19 protein-coding genes are annotated in these 21,196 nt (G+C 63.7%); 9 read left to right on the top strand and 10 right to left on the bottom strand.

Translation table 11 applies throughout. The features are described from left to right. Nucleotides 1-3 precede the first annotated feature (3 nt). The 8 genes from CO675_RS25965 to CO675_RS25930 form a co-directional block, all read right to left on the bottom strand. Entirely contained in the window at nucleotides 4-459 is a 456-nt protein-coding gene (locus CO675_RS25965; protein ID WP_097674680.1) for a MaoC family dehydratase, read from the bottom strand. Next, nucleotides 460-1,236, bottom strand: coding sequence for an enoyl-CoA hydratase/isomerase family protein (locus tag CO675_RS25960; RefSeq protein ID WP_097674679.1), 777 nt, complete (start codon nucleotides 1,234-1,236; stop codon nucleotides 460-462). Continuing rightward, nucleotides 1,233-2,453 (bottom strand): CaiB/BaiF CoA transferase family protein, encoded by a 1,221-nt coding sequence (locus CO675_RS25955; protein ID WP_158231302.1) that lies wholly within the window; start codon nucleotides 2,451-2,453, stop codon nucleotides 1,233-1,235. Before CO675_RS25955 ends, CO675_RS25960 begins: the two co-directional genes overlap by 4 nt. Before the next feature lie 85 nt (nucleotides 2,454-2,538). Beyond that, entirely contained in the window at nucleotides 2,539-3,255 is a 717-nt protein-coding gene (locus CO675_RS25950) for an ABC transporter ATP-binding protein (RefSeq protein WP_097674677.1), read from the bottom strand. After that, on the bottom strand, nucleotides 3,252-4,010 hold the full coding sequence (locus CO675_RS25945; protein ID WP_097674676.1) for an ABC transporter ATP-binding protein: 759 nt from the start codon (nucleotides 4,008-4,010) through the stop codon (nucleotides 3,252-3,254). The genes CO675_RS25950 and CO675_RS25945 overlap by 4 nt, the downstream gene beginning before the upstream one ends. A 2-nt stretch (nucleotides 4,011-4,012) precedes the next feature. Continuing rightward, nucleotides 4,013-5,032, bottom strand: coding sequence for a branched-chain amino acid ABC transporter permease (locus CO675_RS25940; RefSeq protein WP_097674675.1), 1,020 nt, complete (start codon nucleotides 5,030-5,032; stop codon nucleotides 4,013-4,015). Further along, nucleotides 5,029-5,931 (bottom strand): branched-chain amino acid ABC transporter permease, encoded by a 903-nt coding sequence (locus CO675_RS25935; RefSeq protein WP_097674780.1) that lies wholly within the window; start codon nucleotides 5,929-5,931, stop codon nucleotides 5,029-5,031. Before CO675_RS25935 ends, CO675_RS25940 begins: the two co-directional genes overlap by 4 nt. A gap of 94 nt (nucleotides 5,932-6,025) precedes the next feature. Then, nucleotides 6,026-7,285 carry an ABC transporter substrate-binding protein gene (locus CO675_RS25930; protein WP_097674674.1) on the bottom strand — a complete coding sequence of 420 codons (1,260 nt, stop codon included), beginning with the start codon at nucleotides 7,283-7,285 and terminating at the stop codon, nucleotides 6,026-6,028. Nucleotides 7,286-7,455: 170 nt separating this feature from the next. Here CO675_RS25930 and CO675_RS25925 point away from each other — a divergent pair, with 170 nt between their 5' ends. The 5 genes from CO675_RS25925 (at nucleotide 7,456) to CO675_RS25905 (ending at nucleotide 13,437) form a co-directional block, all read left to right on the top strand. Next, complete coding sequence (locus tag CO675_RS25925) at nucleotides 7,456-8,952, top strand: AMP-binding protein (RefSeq protein WP_097674673.1); 1,497 nt, start codon at nucleotides 7,456-7,458, stop codon at nucleotides 8,950-8,952. Further along, complete coding sequence (locus CO675_RS25920) at nucleotides 8,949-9,593, top strand: TetR/AcrR family transcriptional regulator (RefSeq protein WP_097674672.1); 645 nt, start codon at nucleotides 8,949-8,951, stop codon at nucleotides 9,591-9,593. The genes CO675_RS25925 and CO675_RS25920 overlap by 4 nt, the downstream gene beginning before the upstream one ends. Beyond that, nucleotides 9,590-10,363, top strand: coding sequence for an SDR family NAD(P)-dependent oxidoreductase (locus CO675_RS25915; RefSeq protein ID WP_097674671.1), 774 nt, complete (start codon nucleotides 9,590-9,592; stop codon nucleotides 10,361-10,363). Before CO675_RS25920 ends, CO675_RS25915 begins: the two co-directional genes overlap by 4 nt. A 9-nt stretch (nucleotides 10,364-10,372) precedes the next feature. Beyond that, nucleotides 10,373-12,295: a flavin-containing monooxygenase gene (locus tag CO675_RS25910; RefSeq protein WP_097674670.1), complete on the top strand. Its 1,923-nt coding sequence runs from the start codon at nucleotides 10,373-10,375 to the stop codon at nucleotides 12,293-12,295. A gap of 512 nt (nucleotides 12,296-12,807) precedes the next feature. Next, entirely contained in the window at nucleotides 12,808-13,437 is a 630-nt protein-coding gene (locus CO675_RS25905; protein ID WP_097674779.1) for a 2-hydroxychromene-2-carboxylate isomerase, read from the top strand. A gap of 39 nt (nucleotides 13,438-13,476) precedes the next feature. Here the strand turns inward: CO675_RS25905 and CO675_RS25900 are convergent, their stop codons facing one another. Both CO675_RS25900 and CO675_RS25895 read right to left on the bottom strand, forming a co-directional pair. Beyond that, nucleotides 13,477-14,487, bottom strand: coding sequence for a glutathione S-transferase N-terminal domain-containing protein (locus CO675_RS25900; protein ID WP_097674669.1), 1,011 nt, complete (start codon nucleotides 14,485-14,487; stop codon nucleotides 13,477-13,479). Then, complete coding sequence (locus CO675_RS25895) at nucleotides 14,484-15,980, bottom strand: M81 family metallopeptidase (protein ID WP_097674668.1); 1,497 nt, start codon at nucleotides 15,978-15,980, stop codon at nucleotides 14,484-14,486. Before CO675_RS25895 ends, CO675_RS25900 begins: the two co-directional genes overlap by 4 nt. A gap of 188 nt (nucleotides 15,981-16,168) precedes the next feature. On the opposite strand from CO675_RS25895, the gene CO675_RS25890 reads away from it, so the two are divergent. From CO675_RS25890 to CO675_RS25870, 4 genes are all read left to right on the top strand, one after another. Further along, nucleotides 16,169-16,963, top strand: a complete 795-nt coding sequence (locus CO675_RS25890) for a class II aldolase/adducin family protein (protein WP_097674667.1) — start codon at nucleotides 16,169-16,171, stop codon at nucleotides 16,961-16,963. Nucleotides 16,964-17,075: 112 nt separating this feature from the next. Further along, a complete protein-coding gene (locus CO675_RS25885) occupies nucleotides 17,076-18,014 on the top strand; it encodes a GAF domain-containing protein (protein WP_097674778.1) in 939 nt (312 codons plus the stop codon). 566 nt (nucleotides 18,015-18,580) lie between these two features. Next, nucleotides 18,581-20,170 carry an ABC transporter substrate-binding protein gene (locus CO675_RS25875; protein WP_097674665.1) on the top strand — a complete coding sequence of 530 codons (1,590 nt, stop codon included), beginning with the start codon at nucleotides 18,581-18,583 and terminating at the stop codon, nucleotides 20,168-20,170. Between the two features lie 60 nt (nucleotides 20,171-20,230). Then, a complete protein-coding gene (locus tag CO675_RS25870; protein WP_097674664.1) occupies nucleotides 20,231-21,166 on the top strand; it encodes an ABC transporter permease in 936 nt (311 codons plus the stop codon). Nucleotides 21,167-21,196: the final 30 nt, after the last annotated feature.

Below are 21,196 nucleotides of genomic sequence, written 5' to 3'. Positions count from 1 at the left end.
CGTCTATGCCTTTGGCTTGCAGTGCATCAGGCCGGTGCGGCGACAGCTTGCCACCACCTCGCCGCGCTGGTTGGTCATGGTGTGCTCAAACTCGACGATGCCCTGGGTCGGCCGCGACTTGCTGGCGCGCTTGCCGATGATCCTGGTATGCGCTTTCAAGGTATCGCCGTGAAAGACTGGTTTCGGAAACTTGACGTCGGTCATGCCGAGGTTGCCGACCGTGGTTCCAAGCGTCGTGTCGTACACGCTCATGCCGATCATGATGCCGAGCGTGTAGAGGCTGTTGAACAGCCGCTGCCCGAACTCAGTCTTCTCGGAGAAATGCGCGTCGAGGTGTAGCGGCTGCGGGTTCATGGTCAGGAGGCTGAACATGGTGTTGTCCATCTCCGTCACGGTCCGGCTGAACTCGTGATGGAATTCCTGCCCGACTTCGAACTCTTCGAAATACAATCCAGCCATTTACCGTCCCTTGTAGTTGGGCGTTCGCTTTTCAACGAACGCATTCAGCCCTTCCTGGCAGTCTTGCGTCGATGCAACCACCACAAAACTTTCCGCCGTGTTCTCCACCGAGCGGCGGAAATCGGCATCGACCGCACGCATGAAGGCGTCGCGGCCGATCTTCATCACGATCGGCGATTTCGTCGCCAGCTTCCGCGCGATCTCGCGAGCCCGCTCCAGCGCGGTGCCCTTCGGCACCACCTCGCTGAGCAGCCCCATGCGATAGGCGGTTGCGGCGTCGAACGGCTCGCCGAGGAACAGCGGGCCGAACGCCTGGTGCTTTCCCACCAACCGCGGCAGTTGCACGAAATGGATCGCCGGGATCAGGCCGACATCGATCTCGGGATAGCCGAAGGTCGAGCCGTCGCCCGCGATAGTCATGTCGCAGGAGATCGCGATCGTCATGCCGCCCGCGCGCACCGCGCCATCGATCGCCGCAATCGTCGGCTTGCCCATGCGGTATTGCGTATCGTTCAGCGCGAAATACAGCCGCTCGAGAAATGCCTTGGTCTCGATCGCGGGCTTGCCCCTGACGATGTCGAGGTCGAGGCCGGCGCAAAACACCTTGTGTGCGCTGCTGATGATGACGGCGCGCACCGCGTCATCGTCGCGCGCTTTCGCCAGCGCCGCCAGCAACGCGTCGATCAAGGGGATGCTGAGCGCATTGACCGGCCCGCGATCCAGCACAATCTCCGCAATCTGGTTGCTGACCGAGTAGTGAACGAGGTCCGTGCTCATGATGTCTTGCCTCCTGTCATCGCCTTGGCCTGCCGCACCGCGCCCGACAGCAGCAAGCCGTCGATCTCGGCGGAACCAAAACCAGCCTCCGTCAACACCGCGCGGCTGTCCTGCCCCACATCAGGCGCGGGACAAAGGTGATCCTCGGACAGGCTCGCGATCCCCGGCGTCCGCGGCGAATAGACCGCGCCGACGCCCGGCGTATCCTGGCGCACCGACGCGCTGGTCGCCTCGACATGCGGGTTGCGAAGCCATTCGCCGGGATTGAGTATCCGCTCCGCGATGATATCGGCGGCGTGCAGCCGCGTCAGCCAGGTATCCGTCGCCTGCGCCAGGAATACCTCGCGCAGCTGCGGGATCAACGTGTCGGCAGCGTCAGCACGCCGCGCGAAGTCGGCGAAACGGGGATCGCTTGCAAGATCCTCGCGGCCGATCGCACTGCACAGCCGCTTGTATTGCGGCTCGTTCACCAGCGTGACCATCATCCAGCCGTCTTGCGTCTGATAGGTGCCGGCCGGCACATTGAGCGCGCGCGGGGCACCACCCTCGAGGATGAACTCCGCAACCTTGTGCCCCAGCAGCGCCGACGTCGACTGGCAAAGGTTGACATCGATCCAGCGCCCGGTGCCGACCGTCGCACGCGCGAACAGCGTCGTTGCTATCGCCTGGAATGCATAGACGCCGGTGACGACGTCGGAGATCGTGGTGCCGACCCGATGCGGCACACCATCGGTGCCGACATTGACCGAGACCAGCCCGGAGAACGCCTGCGCCACAGAGTCCGAGCCGGGGCGCTTCGAGTACGGCCCGCTCTGCCCAAATCCGCTGACCGACAGATAGATCAGGCCGGGATTGTCGCGCGACAGGCTCTCATAGCCGAGCCCGAGCCGCTCCGCGACACCAGGGCGAAATCCTTCAATCAGCACGTCGGCCTCGCGCGCCAGAAGCTGCGCGACGGCAATGCCATCCTTGTGCTTCATGTCGAGGCACAGGCTGCGCTTGCCGCGGTTGTAGACCGCCGACAGGGTCGTGTGATTGCCGTAGGTCGTGCCGAGATAGCGCGACCAGTCGCCCTCGGGCGGCTCGACCTTGATGACGTCGGCGCCGTAGACCCCGAGCAGCATCGCACAATAAGGCGAGGCGATCCCCTGCCCGAAATCCAGCACTTTCAACCCGCGATACGGCGCTTCGTGCGTCGGCGTCAACTTGCCCGCCATTTGTCCTCCCATGACAGTCGAAGAGCCTTATTCTCTTGGGCATGATCGTCTCGGAAAACCGCTGCGCACTTTTCCGGATCCTGCCCTACAGCGCCAGGTAGCGCTGCCGGATGTTGTCGTTGGCCTTCAGCTCTTCGATGGAGGATGTGTAGACGATCTGGCCCTTGTCGATAACCGTCGCGTGGCTCGCAAGGCCAAGGCAAAAATGCATGTTCTGCTCGGCGATCAATACTGTGGCACCGGTACCGCGGAGCTGCCGCAGCAGCTCGCCGATCCGCTGCACGATGATCGGCGCCAGCCCCTCGCTCGGCTCGTCCAGCAGCAGCAGCACCGGATTGCCCATCAGCGTGCGGGCGATCGCCAGCATCTGCTGCTCGCCGCCGGACAACCGGCCCGCGATCCGGTACCGCAGCGGCTCCAATAGCGGGAACACGTCATAGACGCGGCGGATCGACCACTCATCCTCGCCGTCCGGCCCCTTCTTCTGGCCGATGACGAGGTTGTCCTCGACCGTATGCTCGGGAAAGATCTGGCGGTCCTCCGGCACGAAGCCGAGCCCGGCCCGCGCGATGCGATGCGGCCGCATTCCGGATACCAGTTGGCCGCGCAGGCTCACCTTGCCGCGGCGCGCCGGCGCCAGCCCCATGATCGCCTTCATGGTGGTCGACTTTCCGGCGCCGTTGCGGCCCAGCAGCGCCATGGTCTCGCCCTTCCGCACCGAGAGACCGACGCCGAACAGGATCTGGCTGGTGCCGTAGTAAACGTCGAGGTCCTCGACCTGCACCACTGGCTGCGCGCTCATGCCAGCGCTCCCGCGTGGTCGTCGCTGCCGAGGTAGGCCTCGATGACGGCCTCATTCCTGCGGATCGCATCCGGCGTTCCGGTCGCAAGGATCCGCCCATAGCACAGCACGACGATCTCAGGTGCGATCTTGAACACGATATCCATGTCGTGCTCGATGAAAACGACCGTGATCTTCTGCTTCTCCCAGAGCTCGCGCACCTTGTCGATCATGCGCCAGCGTTCTTCGGTGCCCATGCCCGCGGTCGGCTCATCGAGCAGCAGCACCTTGGGGTCGAGCACCAGCGCGAGCGCGATATCGAGCAGCTTCTGGTCGCCATGCGACAGCGTCGCCGCGGTCCTGTTGCGCTTGCCGGCGAGGCCGAGCAGCTCCATCGCATGCTCGGCGCGGTCGCGCGTTTCGGCCAATGGAAAGCGGCGATGCATCACGCCGGCGCGGCGCTGATCGGCGCAGACCGCCGCCAGCATCGTCTCCTCGACCGTCAGCGACGGGAAGATGCTCGCGACCTGGAAGGCCCGGCCGATGCCGTGGCGCACGATCTCCGGCGGCGTCTTGCCCGCCATGTCGACGCCATTGAGCAGGATCTGGCCGACATCCGGCCGCAGCGCGCCGGTGATCAGGTTGAAGAAGGTGCTCTTGCCGGCCCCGTTGGGACCGATCACAGCGGTGAGCGAACCGTCGGCAAAGTCGAGCGAGACGTTGTCGGTCGCCTTGACGCCGCCAAAGGATTTCGAGAGGGCGCGAATTTCCAGCATGGCTAACCGCGCCCCTCGCCGCGATGCTGGGCGAACCATTCGACGACGAAGTCCATCAAGCCCTTTCGCAGGCCTATGGCGAAGAACAGGATCACGATGCCGAGCACGATGCCGTGATACTCGGTCAGGCGGGTGACGGTGTCGTTGAGGATCAGCAGCAGCACCGTTCCGACCATCGGCCCGAGGAAGGTCGTCACGCCGCCGAGCATGTTGATGAAGATGCCCTCGCCCGAGATCGTCCAGTAGGCGAACTCCGGATAGGCGCCAGAGACGAACAGCGCCATGATGATGCCGCCGGTCGCGGCGAACAGCGCCGCCAGCACGAAGATCACAAGCTTGGCGCGCCAGACGTCGATGCCGATGAAGCTCGCCCGCGTGGCGTTGTCGCGGATCATGCGCAGCGTGTAGCCGAACGGCGACTGCGCGATCTGCCGCATCAGCAGCAGCCCGATCACCAGCAGGGCGCAGCTCGTGATGTAGAGATGCAGATGGTTCGAGAGGTCGATGCCGAGGAACGGCGGCCGCGGAATGCCGCCGCGTAGGCCCTGGTCGCCGCCCGTCAGCGATTGCCACGACAGGATGGTGGAGTGGATCAGCATCTGGAACGCCAGCGTGACAAAGGCAAAATAGATCTCCTTCAGTCGCACGCAGATGGCGCCGATCACGACGGCCATGACGAAGGTCATCGCCAGCGTGGCAACAAAGGCCACCGGGATCGGCACGCCGGTCTTCTGCATCATGAGGCCGAAGCCATAGGCGCCGAGGCCGAAGAACATGCCGTGCCCGAACGAGATCAGGCCGGTGTAGCCGACCAGAAGGTTGAGCGATGTCGCGAACAGGCCGTAGGCCGCGCAGCGGATCACGAAGTCGAGCAGCTGCTTGCTGCCGAACATCATCGGGAGCAGTGCAAGCAGGACAAAGGCCGCGAGCGCGATCAGCAGATCGCGATAGCGCTGCGGCCTGGCGTCGATCCGGGGCACTTCGAGGGGCTGCGCGCCCTGGCCTGCCTGCAACTCGGTCATGCGACCTCCTTGCCGAACAGGCCGGTCGGACGCGACACCAGCACGATCACCATGAACAGATACATCAACCCCTCGGTGAACAGCGGGAAGCCAAGCGATCCGAACGAGCGGATCAGGCCGATCAGGAGCGCGCCGATCAAGGCCCCAAGGATCGAGCCCATGCCGCCGATCACGGTGACGATGAAGGACTCGATCAGGACAGAGAAACCCATGCCCGGCGTCAGCGAGCGCACGGGGGCGGCAAGCGCACCGGCCAGCCCTGCCAGCATGCCGCCGAGCGCGAACACGCCGCCATAGATCAGCCCGGTGTTGATGCCGAGCGCCGACACCATCCCCGGATTGTGCGCGGCTGCACGGATCACCTTGCCGATCCTGGAGCGCGCCAGCCCCAGCCCGAGAACCACCGCGGCCGCGAGCGCCACCCCGATCAGCAGCAGGTAGTATGGCGGCACCACGCCGCCGGCGATGAACAGCGGCGGCACCTGGAATGCGGCCGGCATGCCCATCGACCTAAATTCAGGCCCCCAGATCATGCGGACGACATCGTCGAAGATCAGCACGAAGGCATAGCAGACCAGAAGCTGCATCAGCACGTCGCGGCCGTAGACGCGGCTCATGAAGGCGCGCTCGAAGATCAGGCCGAGGAGCGCGGTGCCGACGGCGCCGCTCAGGATCGCCAGCGCAAAGCTGCCGGTGAGCTGGTAGGCCGTCATCGCGAAATAGGCGCCGAACATGTAGAAGGCGCCGTGGCTGAAATTGACCACCTTGAGCACGCCGAAGATCAGCGTCAGCCCGACGGCGACGAGAAACAGCAGCATGCCGATGATCAGGCCGCTGGTGGTCTGCGTCACCAGACATGCAGGACTGGCGAGGCAACTGGCGAGCGCGTCGAGGTCCACGAGAATCATCCATTACGGCGGGCCGCAACGCCGGCGCGCGACAAACATCAGATGCTAGGCGGAGACAACTGGCTGCCTCCGCTTCGCATGCGGATCAGGTGTAGCCCTTGCTCTTCTTCCACTCGGCTTCGAGCTCGAAGATGGTCTTCCAGTCCCCGGCCTTCACGTCAGGCACGTAGGGCTCCTGCGGGATCGTGGTGCCCCAGCCGATCGCGTAGCCGACCAGCGTGTGGTCGTCGGCGCGCATCGTGACGGTGCCGTCGGCGCCGAACGGGCACTTGATGGTGAGCCCGGTGAGGGCCTCCGCGACCTTCTTGCCGTCGGTCGAGTTCGCCTTCTTGACGGCCTCGTTGAGGAACATGACCGCCGTCGCGTTCTGCCAGGACCAGTTGGTCGGGTACTCGTTATACTTCGCCTTGTAGGCATCGCCCCAGGCTGCATTCTCCGGCGTCGGCGGGAATGTCTTGATGTAGCGGTCGCCCGAGTGGATGCCCTTGGGCAGGTTCTTCACCACCGTGAGCGCGGTGTAGTCGGCCATGTTGACTGCGAACACCTCCATCTGTGTGAACATCGCGTAGATGTTGGCCTGATCGATATAGGAGGTGAGATCGCCGCCCCACAGGCAGGAATAGAGCGCCTGCGGCTTGGCCTGCAGGATTTTGGTCACGACCTCGGTGTAATCCGGCTGAAACAGCTTCGGCCAGGACTCGCTGATGATCTCGACATCGGGCGCGAACTTCTTCAGGTACAGCACAAACTCGCCGGTGGTGTCGCGGCCATAGGCGTAGTCGGGCGAACAGGTCGCCCATTTCTTCAGGCCCTTGGCCTTGGCGATCCCTGCCGCGTAGCCGGCGCCGACGATCGAATCATGAATGCCTTGCCGCACGCAGCGGAAGGCGTTCGGAATGTGCTGCTTGGGATCGGCGGTCAGCGACGATGCCTCCGAGCAGGTATGGATGCAGAGCACGCCGAGATCGCGCGCCACCTCGTGAACCGCGAACGATCCCGACGACGCCTCGCCGTCGAGCAGCATCTCGCAGCCGTCGGTGTTGACGAGCTCGCGCGCGATACGCGCGGCTTCCTGCGGCTGTCCCTTGGAATCGCGGATCACCATCTCGATCTGCCGTCCGGCAAGACCGCCGGCGGCATTGACCTTCTCGACCTCCAGCATCACCGCGTTGCGCGAGGACGTGCCGAGTTGCGCGACGCGACCGGACAGAATGGTCGGCATGCCGATCTTGATGGTCTTGGCCTGTGCGCGCGCCACCCAAGGCGCAGCAAAGGTCACCGCACCGGCGCCCATCAGCGCAAGCGTCGAGCGCCGGCTGATGCCCGGTTTCCGGGTCCTCGTCATATTCCCCTCCCTGTCGGGTTCGCGTTCCCAAAATCCCTTGCGGAGATCGTTCCGTCTCCATGGCCGCAATGTTTTCAGAGCAAGGGGGGTGACGTCAAGCCAAAGATGAATTACGACTCATAATTCATCTAGGGAGAAAACGGCGCCAGAATTGGCCCGGCGGACGGCAAATGATCAATCTTTCCAGCTTCATCGCATTTCATGCCAGACGGACTCCGGACCGCTGTGCGCTGAAATATCGCGGCGAGGACATCTCCTACGCCGATTTTGATCTGCGGATCCGGCAGGTCGGCAGCTGGCTCGCGCTGCAGGGGGTCGCGCCCGGCGAAGTCGTCGCCGTCCTGATGAAGAACAGCACAGCCTTTCTCGAACTGGTGTTTGCGACCAGCCATATCGGCGCGGTGTTCCTGCCGATCAACTATCGCCTATCGGCCGATGAGGTCGGCTACATCGTTGGCAATTCCGGCGCGCGACTGCTGGTCGCCGATGAGGAATATGCCGCGATCGCGGCCGGTGGCGCACCGGTGGTGCTGCTGGGTGAAGTCGCGCAGTCGAGCGTCACCAACCTTGCTCCCGACATCGCCCCGGCCCCGATCCATGTGCGCCAGCCGCGCGATCTGATGCGCCTGATGTACACCTCGGGGACGACGGATCGCCCCAAGGGGGTGATGCTCACCTACGAGAACATCTACTGGAAATCCTCCGACCAGACCCTGGTGCTTGGGCTGAGCGCCGACACGCGGCTGCTCGTCGTCGGTCCGCTCTATCATGTCGGCGCGCTCGACCTGCCTGGCATCGCGGTGCTCTGGCACGGCGGCATGCTGTGCATTCACCGCACCTTCGAGCCCGAACCGGCGCTGGCCGCGATCGAGCGCGAGAAGTTGAACGCGGCGTGGTTTGCGCCGGTCATGACCACGGCCCTCCTGACCTGCCCGAACCGCGAACGTTACGACGTCTCCAGCCTGCAATGGGCGATCGGCGGCGGCGAGAAGACACCGGAGGTCCGCATCCGCGCTTTCTCTGACTATTTCAAGAACGCGCGCTACATCGATGCCTACGGGCTCACTGAGAGCTGCGGCGGCGACACCTTCATGGACGCCGGCCGCGAGATCGAGAAGATCGGCTCGACCGGCCGCGCGATCGCTCATGTCGAGATCGAGATCCGCGACGACGCCGGCAAGCGCCTGCCCGCCGGGCAGAATGGCGAGATCTGCCTGCGCGGACCGAAGGTCACGCAAGGCTACTGGAAGGATCCCGAGAAGACCGCATCCGCCTTCTTCGGTGACTGGTTCCGTACCGGTGACGTCGGCTATCTCGATGACGACGGCTTCCTCTATCTGACCGACCGCAAGAAAGACATGATCATCTCCGGCGGCGAGAACATCGCCTCCTCCGAGGTCGAACGCGTCATCTATGAAATCCCCGGGGTGCGCGAAGTCGCGGTGATCGGCCTGCCCGACGACCGCTGGGGCGAGAAGCCGGTCGCCATCGTGGTGCTAGCGGATGACGCAGGGCTCGACCTGCCCGAGCTCACCGAATTCTGCCGGACACGGCTCGCCGGCTTCAAGGTGCCGCGGCAGTTGATCATCCGCGATAGCCTTCCGCGCAATCCATCCGGCAAGGTGCTCAAACGCGTGCTCCGCACCGAACTCGAGGCCACCGCATGACGCAAGCGACATCCGCCAAAGTGACAAAACTCAACCGTGTCGAGCGCAACGCCTGGACCAAGCAGAAAATTTTTGACGCCGCGACCAAGGTCGTCGGCAAATACGGCTACGCCGAAGCCTCGGTTGCCCGCATCACCGAAGCTGCCGGCGTCGCGCAAGGCACCTTCTACAATCACTTCGAGAACCGCCAGGAACTGCTCGACCAGCTACTACCGAAGATCGGCATCGACATGGTCCGCTTTATCCATGCGCGCACCGGCACCGCCAACGAAGCACGGCAGGAGGTCGAGCGCTTCAGCGCCTTCTTCGATTTCATCCGCGAGGTCCCCGAGTTTCTCCGCATCCTCAACGAGGCCGAATTCTTCGCGCCGATCGGTTATCAGAAGCATTTCGACAACATCTCGAATGCCTATGTCCGGATCCTGCAGCGAGCGCGGGCCGCGGGCGCCACCAACACCTTCAGCGACGAGGAATTCGAGGCCATCGTCCAGGTCCTGATGGGAGCGCGCGGCTATCTCAGCCGCCGCTATTCCTATTCCGAGCAGGGCGTCACCGCCGTGCCCGACTACGTCATCACGGCCTACCAGAAGCTGGTCACGCGCGGCCTGTTCACCACGAGCGACAAGGGAAAGAAGTCATGAGCGCCGACGGCACCATCCTCGTCACCGGCGGCAGCCGCGGCATCGGCGCTGCGACCGCAACACTGCTTGCCGATCAGGGCCATCGCGTGGTCATCGTCGACATCGCGCCTGAGCCGCTGGCCGGAACAGCCGCCATCCTCTGGCCGGCGCCGTTCGACGTCGCGAGCGAAGGCGCCGTCGTCACCGGCATCGCCGACATCGAGAAGGCACACGGCCCGATCACCGGCCTCGTCAACGCCGCCGGCGTTTTCGGCAAGATGCACACCATCGAGCGGGTGCGGATGGAGCAATGGGACCGCGAGGTCAACATCGACCTGCGCGGCACCTTCCTGGTCGCGCGTAGCGTCGGCATCGGCATGGCGAAGCGGCGGCACGGCGCGATCGTCAACGTCGCCTCGGTGGCCGGCATGACGTCGGGTCCGATCCACGCCTATACCGCGGCGAAGGCCGGCGTCATCCAGATCACGCAGACGCTGGCCGCCGAATGGGGCCGTTCCGGCGTCCGCGTCAACGCGGTGTCGCCCGGCTTCACCCGCACGGTGGCGCTCGAGGCGGGCATCGCGTCGGGCGCCCTGAACAAGGATCTGCTGGCCCGCCCGACTGCGATGAACCGGCTGGTCGAGCCGATGGAAGTGGCTCAGGCGATCGCCTGGCTGCTCTCGCCGCAGAGCAGCGGCGTCACCGGCATCAACCTGCCGGTCGATGCCGGCTACATAGTGGGCACCACCTGGGCCGCCTATGGCGGCCTCCCGGACGCACCGGCGAGCTGAGGACACCGCATGAATATCGAGCTTTCGCGCAAACACCTCGATCTGTCCTCCGCGATCGCTGAGGGCGACATCCGCGTGCTGCTGATGGTGCTGGTGCACATGACCGGCGACGAGAAGTGGCTGGAGCCGCCGTACAAGCCGAAGCGCGACGTCCGCCTGATCCCCGATCCGGACGCCGGCGTGCCGAAGGAGATCCAGGACGAGATCCGCGCCGCCGTGCTGAACCTGTTCGCGAACGGAACGCCGAAACCCGTCATCACCGATCCCGGCGATGAGCTGATGCTGCGGATGATGCGCGCGACGCTCGGCGAGCACGTCGCACCGGAATACGCACCGTTGATGCGGGAAGAGATGGGGTTCGTATCCCGCGACGCGCACTGGCGCGAACGCCCATCCGAGGCGAGGCTGGCTCAGCAGCACGTGCTGATCGTCGGCGCCGGGGTCTGCGCGATCGCGCTCGGGGTTGCGCTCGGGCGGCTCGGCATTCCCTACACCATCGTCGAGAAGCAGGACGAGATCGGCGGCACCTGGTACGTCAACCGCTATCCCGGCTGCGGCGTCGATACGCCGAACCACTCCTATTCCTTCTCGTTCGGCGCCCGCAACCCATGGACCCGCTACTTCGCGCAGCGCCAGGAACTGCTCGACTATCTGCTCAAGGTCGTGCGCGAATACGGCATCCGCGAGCACGTCCGCCTCTCGACCGAGCTCGTCGCTTCGCGCTGGGATGAAGGCAAGCGCCGCTGGATCTCGACGCTGAAGACCGCGAACGGCGAGGAGACCTTCGAGTCCACCGCGCTGGTCAGCGCGATCGGGCAGCTCAACGATCCCTCGCCTGCCTCCTTCAAGGGAGACGGGGATTTCATTGGCCAGAAGGTTCATTCAGCACTGTGGTCCGACGATATCAAGCTCGACGGCAAGCATGTCGCTGTGATCGGTACAGGCGCGACCGCGATGCAGCTGGTGCCGTCGATCGCCGACCGCGTCGCCTCGGTCACCGTCTACCAGCGCACCGCGCAGTGGGCGCGGCCGGTGAAGGGCTATTCCGATCCGATCACCGAAGGTGCGCAGTGGCTGCTCGCCCATCTCCCGTTCTATGTGCAGTGGTACCGCTTCAACATGTTCTGGCGTTACGGCGACGGGCTGTTGCCATTCCTGCGCAAGGATCCGGCCTGGCCGCATCCGGACCGCGCCGTCAACAAGGGCAACGACCGGCATCGCCGGGAACTGGCCGACTTCATCCTCTCCGAGCTGAAGGACCGCCCCGATTTGATCGAGAAGTGCATGCCGACCTATCCGCCTTACGGCAAGCGCATCCTGCTCGACAACAACTGGTTCAAGACGCTCACGAGGCCGAATGTCGAGCTGGTCACCGACAAGATCGACCATTTCGCGGCCGACGGTATCGTCACGGCCGACGGCTCATCGCGGCCACACGACGTCGTCGTGATCTCGACCGGCTTCAAGGTCTCGGAGATGGCGGCGCGTCTCAACATCACAGGGCGCGACGGCAAGACCCTCAAGCAGGCGTGGCGCGACGACAATCCGACCGCGTATCTCGGTCTCACCGTGCCTGACTTCCCCAATCTGTTTCTGATGCTTGGCCCCAACTCGGGACCTGCGCATGGCGGCAGCGTGATCTTCCAGTCGGAATGCCAGAGCCGCTACATCTCCGCCTGCCTCGTCGAGATGATCGAGAACGATATCGCTGCGATCGACGTGCATCCCGATGCACATGACGAATACATCCGCAATGTCGATGCCGAGCATGAGCAGCTGATCTGGACGCATCCGGGCATGACGACCTACTACCGCAACAGGAGCGGCCGGGTGTTCTCGGCGATGCCGTGGCGGTTCGTCGACTACTGGAAAATGACGCACGATCCGGACTTCACCCAGTATCGAAAGACCAAGTCGCGACAGGACTCCTGACCTGAAATACTCCGCTCGTTAACTTGACAGCAGGCCGTATCTGCCGCAGCATTTCGATGACTGCACCTGTTGGGGTGCGGGAGCGCCTGCTCCCGGCGTCGCAGGAATTGACGGACGATTATGGGATCGGTCGCCAGGCAGCAGAAGCGGACAGAGGTCCGTCGGCCCACCCTTGGAGAGGAGCATGACGCCACCGGCGAAAGCCAGCGACCTTGCTCGGCAAGGTCTCGGTGCACGTTGAGGCGAACAGCAGCTGCTAGCCGCGTGCACTGCCGACAATCTGAACATATCCGCAGGACGAGAGCGCAAAGGCCAAGCGCTTTTAGGTCCCGAAACACCACTGGTCTACACCAGAGATCCTTCGCTAAAACGAAGTAGCAGGGCCCCGCGATGCTTGAATGCACCGGGGCCCATTCGTTTGCGCGCTATCTCTCCCTCGTCTCTCCCTCCTCGCCCGCATTGCGCCACCGCACTGGATCGGGAACAATTGTCCCGACAGGTGAGGAACAATGATCGAAAAGCCGCGCGTACGCATCTACACCGACTACAAGTCTCCCTACGCCTATGTCGCCAACAAGCGGCTGTTCGAGCTCGAGGACACCCTTGGCGTCGAGCTGGAGTGGCTGCCCTACACGCTTCGCATTCCTGAGTTCATGGGCACGGTCGAGGCGCGCACGCCGCATTTCTGGCGCAAGGTGCGCTACTCCTACATGGATGCGCGGCGGTTCGCCAACGCGCAAGGGCTGACCATGAAGGGCCCGCGCCGGATCTACGACGCGTTCTATTCGAGCGCCGGGATGTTGTTCGCGCAGCATCATGGGCTGTTCCGGCCTTACCATGACACGGTGTTCCAGAGATTCTGGAACCACGAGCTGGAGATCGACGAGCTGTCCGAGATTACAGGCGTGATCTCCGCGATTGGCGGTTCCACTGAGGCGTTCGAGGCCTATGTTCGTGGGCCTGCCCGCACCGAACACGACCGCATCATCGACGAGGCCGAAGCGCTCGGCGTGTTCGGCGTGCCCAGCATGGTGTTCAACGGCGAATTGTTCTGGGGCGGCGACCGCATCGACATGCTGATCGAGCGGATCAGGCATCCGGAATCGGTTGCCGCCGCACTCGGGAGCAGGCACCGGACCTAAGCTCGCGCCGTCTTGAACCTGGTTGCCGTCCGTGATCGATCAGCCCCCATTCAGGATCGCCCAACATCCGGTGCGTTCCAGCACCGGCTTCAACGCCGCGCGATCGCCTGCATCCAGCGCGGCGAACTTCTCGCGCAGCTGCTGCAGGCACTTGACCTGATATTTGAACGGCGCCAGCGCATAAGGCAGTCCCCAGACGTTGATCTCGAGCCGCTCGAGGCCTTTCGCGAATGCATCCGCATTGGCAGTGAGGAACGGCAGATAGAGCTCGCCTGCGATCCACAGCAGCGCCTCGGCGAACCCGCCGAGCGCCTGCTCGCGCGGATACCAGACGCCCTCGACACCGGACGCATCATCGAGCCGCCGCACCCAGTGGTCGGTGAACGGCGCGCGCTCGCGCATGATCCGCATCGGGGTCGGATCTGTCGCCATCTCGCTGAGCTGGCCGAACCAGGCGAAATCCGCCAGCGACGGCCGGCTGCCGAACAGATAATTCGTCATGCCGACATGCGGCTCGAACGCCGCAAGCGTCCGCCGATAGCTCTCCTCCAGCAGCGGACGGTTCTCCTCGGTCGCGCCGAGAATGACCATGCGCGAGATCTGCCGTTGCCGGAATTCCTCGATCTCCGCGCGGCTGCCGGCCTCGGCGTCCGACGTCGACCACTCCTCGCCGGCCCAGCGCGAGACATAGGCCTGATCTTCGGGATCCCACCAGCGATAGAGAAACAGCGGCTTCACCGCCCATTCGTCGGCGAGATCCTCGAGCAGATCGCAGACGAAGGCGACGGCTTTATCTTGCGGTATCACCGACCGCCCCTGATGACGCGCTTCCAGATCGTAGGCCAGCGTCGTGGTCTCGCCGCGATAGCTGCCGTCCGGATATTGCAGCACCGGGATCAGCATCGGCTTCAGATGCGCGGTCGCCGCGCGCAACGCCTTGGTCATGATCATCCAGTCGTGCGGAATCCGCCGGTATCGCATCAGCGCCCGCAGCTTGATTGCATAGGGTGACGCGGTCGAACCGATCAGGCGGTAGCGGCCTTCGGTCATGACGCCGCCTCCGGGAACGCGGGATTGCCGTACGGGTAGAACCGCGTGAGGTCGACATTCCTGTAAGGCAACTTGTCCAGCCGCGTCGTGCCGAGGAACGGCTGGTCCGGCTCGACCAGCAGGATCGTCCTGGCAAAGCCATTGTCGTCGAAGCCGCGCCGGAAATGCACCCGCGACTTGATTGCCATCACATCGAAGCTGCCGATGTCAGGCACCAGCGCCTTCAGCGAGAACGGCTCCATGACCTGCACCAGATAGGTGGAGAGGATGAGCACATTGTTGCGGCCGAAGCGCACGCAGACCCAGAACTGCCCGTATCCGTCACCCGCCGCCGAAATCGTGCCCTGAATCCGGACCGGATCACCCGCCGAATCGTCGGCGCGGCCGCCGATCTCCATGTCGAAGGCATCGCCGGCCTTGGCGCCGGCCGCCTTCAGGATTGCCGTCGCTCTTGCGTCGGCAATCGTGGCGATCACCGTGTTGGCGAGGTCCTGCGCGATGATCTCGCGCAGCAGCCAGGTCGCCGATCCCGACCGGTCGCTGTGATCGGCCAGCACCACCGGCGTGTTGCCATCGGCGACGGCCTGCTTGGCCAGTGCTGCGCCCTCGGCGATGCTGTGCAGCCTGGTCGATTGCAGCAGCGCCTCGCGCAGCCGCCAGATCGTACCGGCGAGGTCGCGCGCTATTTGCTCGGCGAGCTTCGGGTTGTCGTTGGTCAGGACCTGCACGGTCATGCCGACATCGGGAACATCGGCGAACGGAAAGCCGAAGAAGATGTTGACGTAGACGTCGACCTCGCGGGCCTCCCACACTAGCGCGCGCTGCACCAGATCCATCCACGGACGCGCGCCGGTCCATTGCAGCACGGTGGGCGAGATCACCGGAACCTTGATGGTCTTATGCGTTGGCTTGTAGTCGCCGCGGATCGCCCGCACCAGCATCCGCGCCGCCCGTTCGCCTTGCAGATGCGCATCATAGTGCGGGAAATATTTGACAGCGAACGCCATGTCCGCCTGCTCGAGGAACGCCTCGTCCTCATTGCCATGAGGATCGAAGGTCGCGGCGATGAAGGCGGAGCGGCCGACCACCTCGCGGACCTGCCGCGCCAGATCGGCCTCCGGCCGCGCCACGTCCCGTACAGCCATCGCGCCATGCAGGCACAGATAGACCCCGTCGAACGGTCCCTCCTCCTTGAGCCCGGCAATCATCTTGCCGGTGAAAGTCCGGTAGGCTTCCTGGGTGATCCAGCCCGATCCGGTATAGGTCTTCGGCCAGAGCGGGGATTCGATGCCGACCAGTTCGACCTCGGAGAACTCGCGCGCCACCTGCACGAAGCCGCCCATGTAGTTCTTGGGATCGAACTGCAGCAGCGCCTCGCCCTTCGCCGGCGAGCCCGGATAGATGAAGTCGTCGAGCGTGGTTTCGTTCGGCAGGAACGAGACGGTTTCGTGGGAGAAATGCAGGACTGCAATACGAATCTTGCGTTCGCTCATTTTGTGCGCCTCGACTGTTTTTCCGCATACTGGCATCGAAGGCGCGGCGCGCCAATGCCGCATTCGGTTTTTGCCCGCCAGACCTGCAAATAAGCAGGCGCGCCGCCGCTTGCCGCCGTGCGGATTCTGCTATGGTCCGCGCCAACAATCGGGCTCCGGCCTCGCAGACATCTCAAGGAGAGAACGCCATGAATCCCCCCGTCAGCTCGCCCGCGATCAAGGTCGTGAAATCCGTTCGCGAGCAGGTGAGCGCCGAGGAGTGGCAGGCCCTTGTCGATCTCGCCGCCTGCTATCGCCTCACGGCGATGTACGGCATGACTGAGATGATCGCGAATCACATCTCGTGCCGCGTGCCCGGCACCACCGACCAGTTCCTGATCAATGCCTACGGCATGCTGTATGACGAGATCGACGCCTCCAGCCTGATCAAGGTCGACGTCGAAGGCAATACGCTGCTCAACGCCACCGACTACGACGTCAACGTCGCCGGCTTCGTCATTCACAGCGCCATCCACATGGCCAAGCACGACATGGCCTGCGTCGCGCACACCCACACTCCGGCCGGTATGGCGGTGTCGGCGATGGAATGCGGCCTGCTGCCGCTGGCGCAGACCTCGATGCGTTTCCTGCACATCGCCTATCACGACTTCGAAGGCATCGCCGACAATGTCGATGAGCGCGAGCGGCTGGTCCGCGACCTCGGCGACAACGAGGCGATGATCCTGCGCAACCATGGCCTCCTAGTGGTCGGCCGCACCGTGCCCGCCGCCTTCAACGTGCTGTTCCGCCTAGAGCGCGCCTGCCAGACCCAGGTGATGGCGCTGTCCTGCAACACCAAGCTGATCTATCCGCCGCAGAACATCCTCGAAGACACCTATGAGCGGATGCTGCCCAAGCCCGGCCGCGCCGCGCGCAACGGCGAACTGGCCTGGCCGGCGCTGCTGCGCAAGCTCGACCGCGCCGATCCGTCGTACCGGGACTGAGACGAAATCGCGCCTTCGCATCAACTTTGGGCGTCGCTTGCCCGCTATTTGAGCGCACATTTTGCCGTGACATCGCCGATGCTAGCCGTCGGCGAGACGGCAGGTGCGTGTGATGAAAACCTTCATTCGCGTTGTTGAACTGTGGGTGCCCGATCTAACGCGGACCCGGCTGGAATTCGGCGGTAGCCTCCACAGCTCCGAGTTCGCCGAATTCCAGGCGGTCAGCGAGCACGCGCTGTTCGCCTATGATGAGGGCCTTCCCGGCAAGGCCTGGGCGAGCGGCCATCCGGTCATCCTGACCAAATTCGCCAACTCCTGTTTCAAGCGAACCGACGAGGCGCGCGAGGCCGGCCTGACCTGCGCCGTCGCGCTGCCGGTGTTTGCCGGCGAATTCCTGATGGCAGTGATGGTGCTGCTCTGCGGTGACGACAGGCGGCATGTCGGCGCGATCGAGCTCTGGCACAACGATCCCGACAAATCCCACGAGATGGCGCTGGTCGACGGCTATTACGGCACCGCCGACATGTTCGAGTTCAACTCGCGCCACACCAAATTCCCGCGCGGCTTCGGCCTCCCCGGCCGGACCTGGAAGGCCGGCATGCCGCTGATCATCAAGGACCTGCACAATTCCAAGGGATTCCTGCGCTCGGAAGACGCGTCCGAGATCGGCATCAATTGCGGCGTCGGCATCCCCTACACGACCGGCGACCAGACCTGGGTGGTGACATTGCTGTCGGCCCAGGCGACGCCGATCGCACGCCGGTTCGAGATCTGGGTGCCGAACGAAGAGCGGTCGGCGCTGGTGTTCCACTCCGGCGATTGCAGCGAGCAGCCCGATCTCGCCGCGCTCTATGCGGCCAAGACGATCGGCCGCGGCGAAGGCTCTATCGGCGGCGCATGGGCGACCGGCATGCCCGCACTCACCGAACATCTGAAGCAGGATGAATCGATCGCGGCTAACCTGGCGCGTAGCTCCGGCATGAACCAGGTGGTCGCGCTGCCGGTGATCGAGAATGCCCGGCTCAAGGCGGTACTGGCCTGGTATCTTTAGGGATTGGAATGAACGTCCAAGATTGCGCGGAGCTATCCGTCCCGTCACGCCCGCGCAAAGTCTTCGCCGTCGCGCGGGCCTCACGGTAGAGATTACGAGGCCGCCATCTGCCCAATCGGCGTCCTGACGAAAGCCAGGAACCCATAACCACCGATATTTGTTGAGAGACGGGCCGTGGCCCCAGCGTCGCATCGCAACTGACATTTGGGGTAATGGGTCCTGGCTTTCGCCAGGACGACATCGAATATGTGCGCCGTTTGTGGGCCATACTTTAGCATTCTCGCGACATGGTAACCTTGGCTTCGCATTTTGCGACGGAAGCCGAAATCCGTTCAATCGCAATTGCTTACTTGCTCGCGCAAGTTGCAGCCACGGTACTGGCGCGGTCAGATCAGTGCGTAGGCGCCCACTGCACCCGCAGCGTTTCCATCATCCTGCCCAGCGCATCGCAGCGACACAAATTATTTGGTGCCGGTCGCCATCGACACGACATGAGGACCTTGCGCTTGACGTGCTGCCGATGGTCAACTCGCAGTTCGGAATGTTCCTGCATCGTTGGGGGAAGCATGAAGTTCAAGGTCATTGCGATCGCGGTTGGCATCGGGCTCGCACTCGCCGCCACGGCGGAAGCCCAGAGCCCGCGCAAGGGCGGGACCATTCGCATGACGGCGCCCTATGGCTCCAGCTTCACCAGCATGGACATCCACACGACACCGCGCGCCCAGGACGAAATCTACGCCAAGGCTCTGCACCGCTCGCTCTACATATGGGACTCGACCGAGGGCAAGCCGGTCCTGGAACTTGCCAAGGAGGTCACCGTCTCGGGTGGAGGTCTCATCTATACTTTCAAGCTGCGCGACGACGCCTATTTCCACAACGGCCGCAAGATGACGGCCGACGACATCATCTGGTCCTACAACCGCATCATGGACGGCACCAAGGCCTATCCCGGCGCGCGCTTTGTCCGCCTGATCGAGGGCGCGGCCGAGGTCGAGAAGGGCCAAGCCAAGGAAATCTCGGGCCTGAAGAAGATCGACGACTTCACCCTCGAAATGAAGCTGACCGAGAAAGTCGATCCCGCCTTCTATTTCTTCACCGCGCTGACCTCGATCTATCCCGCCGACGAGGGCGGGAAGGAGAGCTTCCTGCAGAAGCCGATCGGACTTGGTCCGTTCAAATTCGTCGAGCACGTGCCGGGATCCCGCATCGTCTTGGAACGGTGGGACCGGTTCTACAAGCCTGGCAAGCCATATGCCGACAAGCTCGTGATATCGCTGATGGGCGAAGCCGCGGCCCGCGACGTCGCCTTCCGCAACAAGGAGATCGACACCTCGGTGCTCGGGCCGGCGCAGTATGTCGCTTATCAGGCCGATCCCAACCTCAAGGGCACCATCGTCGAGGTCGCCGAGGTCTTCACCCGCTATATGGGGATGAATCCTGCGTTCAAACCGTTCTCAGACAAGCGGGTTCGGCAGGCCATCAATTACGCGATCGACGCCGATCTGATCATCAACAAGCTGGTCAAGGGCAAGGCCTATCGCGCCACCGGTTGGCTGCCTTTGACCTCGCCGGCATACGACAAGGCCATGAAGCCCTACCCTTACGATCCGGCGAAGGCGAAGCAATTGCTTGCGGATGCGGGTTATCCCAACGGCTTTGAATTCGAATGGACCACCAGCCAGAACGAAAGCTGGGGCCTGCCGATCGTCGAAGCCGCGATCCCGATGCTGGACAAGGTGGGCATCAAGGTGAAGGTCAAGCAGGTCGAGACCGCCGTGCTGGCGGAGGTCATCCGCAAAGGCGACTTCGAGGCCTTCATCTACTCCCAGGCCACCGGCCCGGATCCGCAGGCGGCGCTCAAATGCTTCCATTCGGCGACGCCGCTATCGGCCTGCAACTACACCAACTTCAAGAACGCGGAATTCGACAAGATCATCGATGCGGCCGGCCAGACCGACGATGCCGCAAAGCGCGTCCAGCTGCTGCAGAAGGCCAACGCGCTGCTCCAGGACGAAGCGCCGGTCTGGTTCTTCAACTACAACAAGGCGGTCATGGCGGTGCAGCCCTGGCTCAAGGGAATCCAGCTGGACGCGACGGAACTGACCCATCAAAACGTCGAAGACCTCTGGGTCGACGATACCTCGCCGGCGAAGTGACAGGTGCCATCACTCGCCCTCCATCGTTTCAGACGATGGAGGGGATGAGGAAAACGTCCAATGCTCTCCTTCGCGATCCGCCGAGTCCTGCAGACCATTCCGACCGTGCTGGCTGTCGTGCTGGTGATCTTCGTGCTGTTCAGCGTCGTTCCGGGCAGCATCGTGTCCAGCATGGGCGATGACGGCCGGGGTCCGACCGACCCGCAGGTCGTGGAGCGCATGAAAAAGCAGCTCGGCCTGGACGATCCCATTTACGTGCGTTTCGGCTCCTACGTCGCCAAGCTCACGACAGGAGACTTCGGGACCTCGTTCCGGACCCGCGAGCCGGTCACGACCATGGTCGCCAAGCGGATGTGGCCAACGCTGCAGCTGATCTTCGCAGCGCTGGCGTTTGCGGTTGCGGTCGGCGTTCCGCTCGGTTTCATCGCCGCGCTGAGGCCGGGCAGCATCGTCGATACACTCTCGATGGTCCTGGCGGTGTCGGGCCTTTCAATGGCCAAATTCTGGCTCGGGCTGCTGCTGATGTATCTGTTCGCATTGAAGCTCGGCTGGCTGCCGAGTTTCGGCTATGGCGATGGCAGCCTCAAATATCTGCTGCTGCCTGCCGTGACCCTCGGCGTCTCGCCGATGGCGCTGCTGGCGCGGACGACGCGGGCAGCGGTGCTCGAGATCATGACCGCGGATTTTGTCCGCACGGCGCGCTCGAAGGGCATGAGCGAAACCCGGGTTGTGACGTGGCATGTGATGCGCAATGCTCTCGTCATCATTCTCACCGCGATCGGCCTGCAGTTCGGCGTCGTGATGGGGCAAGCAGTCGTCGTCGAGAAATTGTTCTCCTGGCCGGGCATCGGCTCGCTGCTGGTCGACAGCGTCCTGCAGCGCGACATTCCCGCCGTGCAAGGCACCATTCTCGTGGTGGTGCTGTTCTTCCTCGCCGTCAATACATTGGTCGACCTGCTCTATGGCGTGATCGATCCCAGGATCAGATACGCATGAGCGGCGGCCAGTCTCATCACGCCAGCCCAC

The sequence above is a fragment of the Bradyrhizobium sp. C9 genome, from assembly GCF_002532045.1.
GTDB lineage: Bacteria > Pseudomonadota > Alphaproteobacteria > Rhizobiales > Xanthobacteraceae > Bradyrhizobium.
The sequence above is the reverse complement of the archived record's forward strand: the minus strand, read 5'-3'. Positions and strand labels throughout refer to the sequence as shown.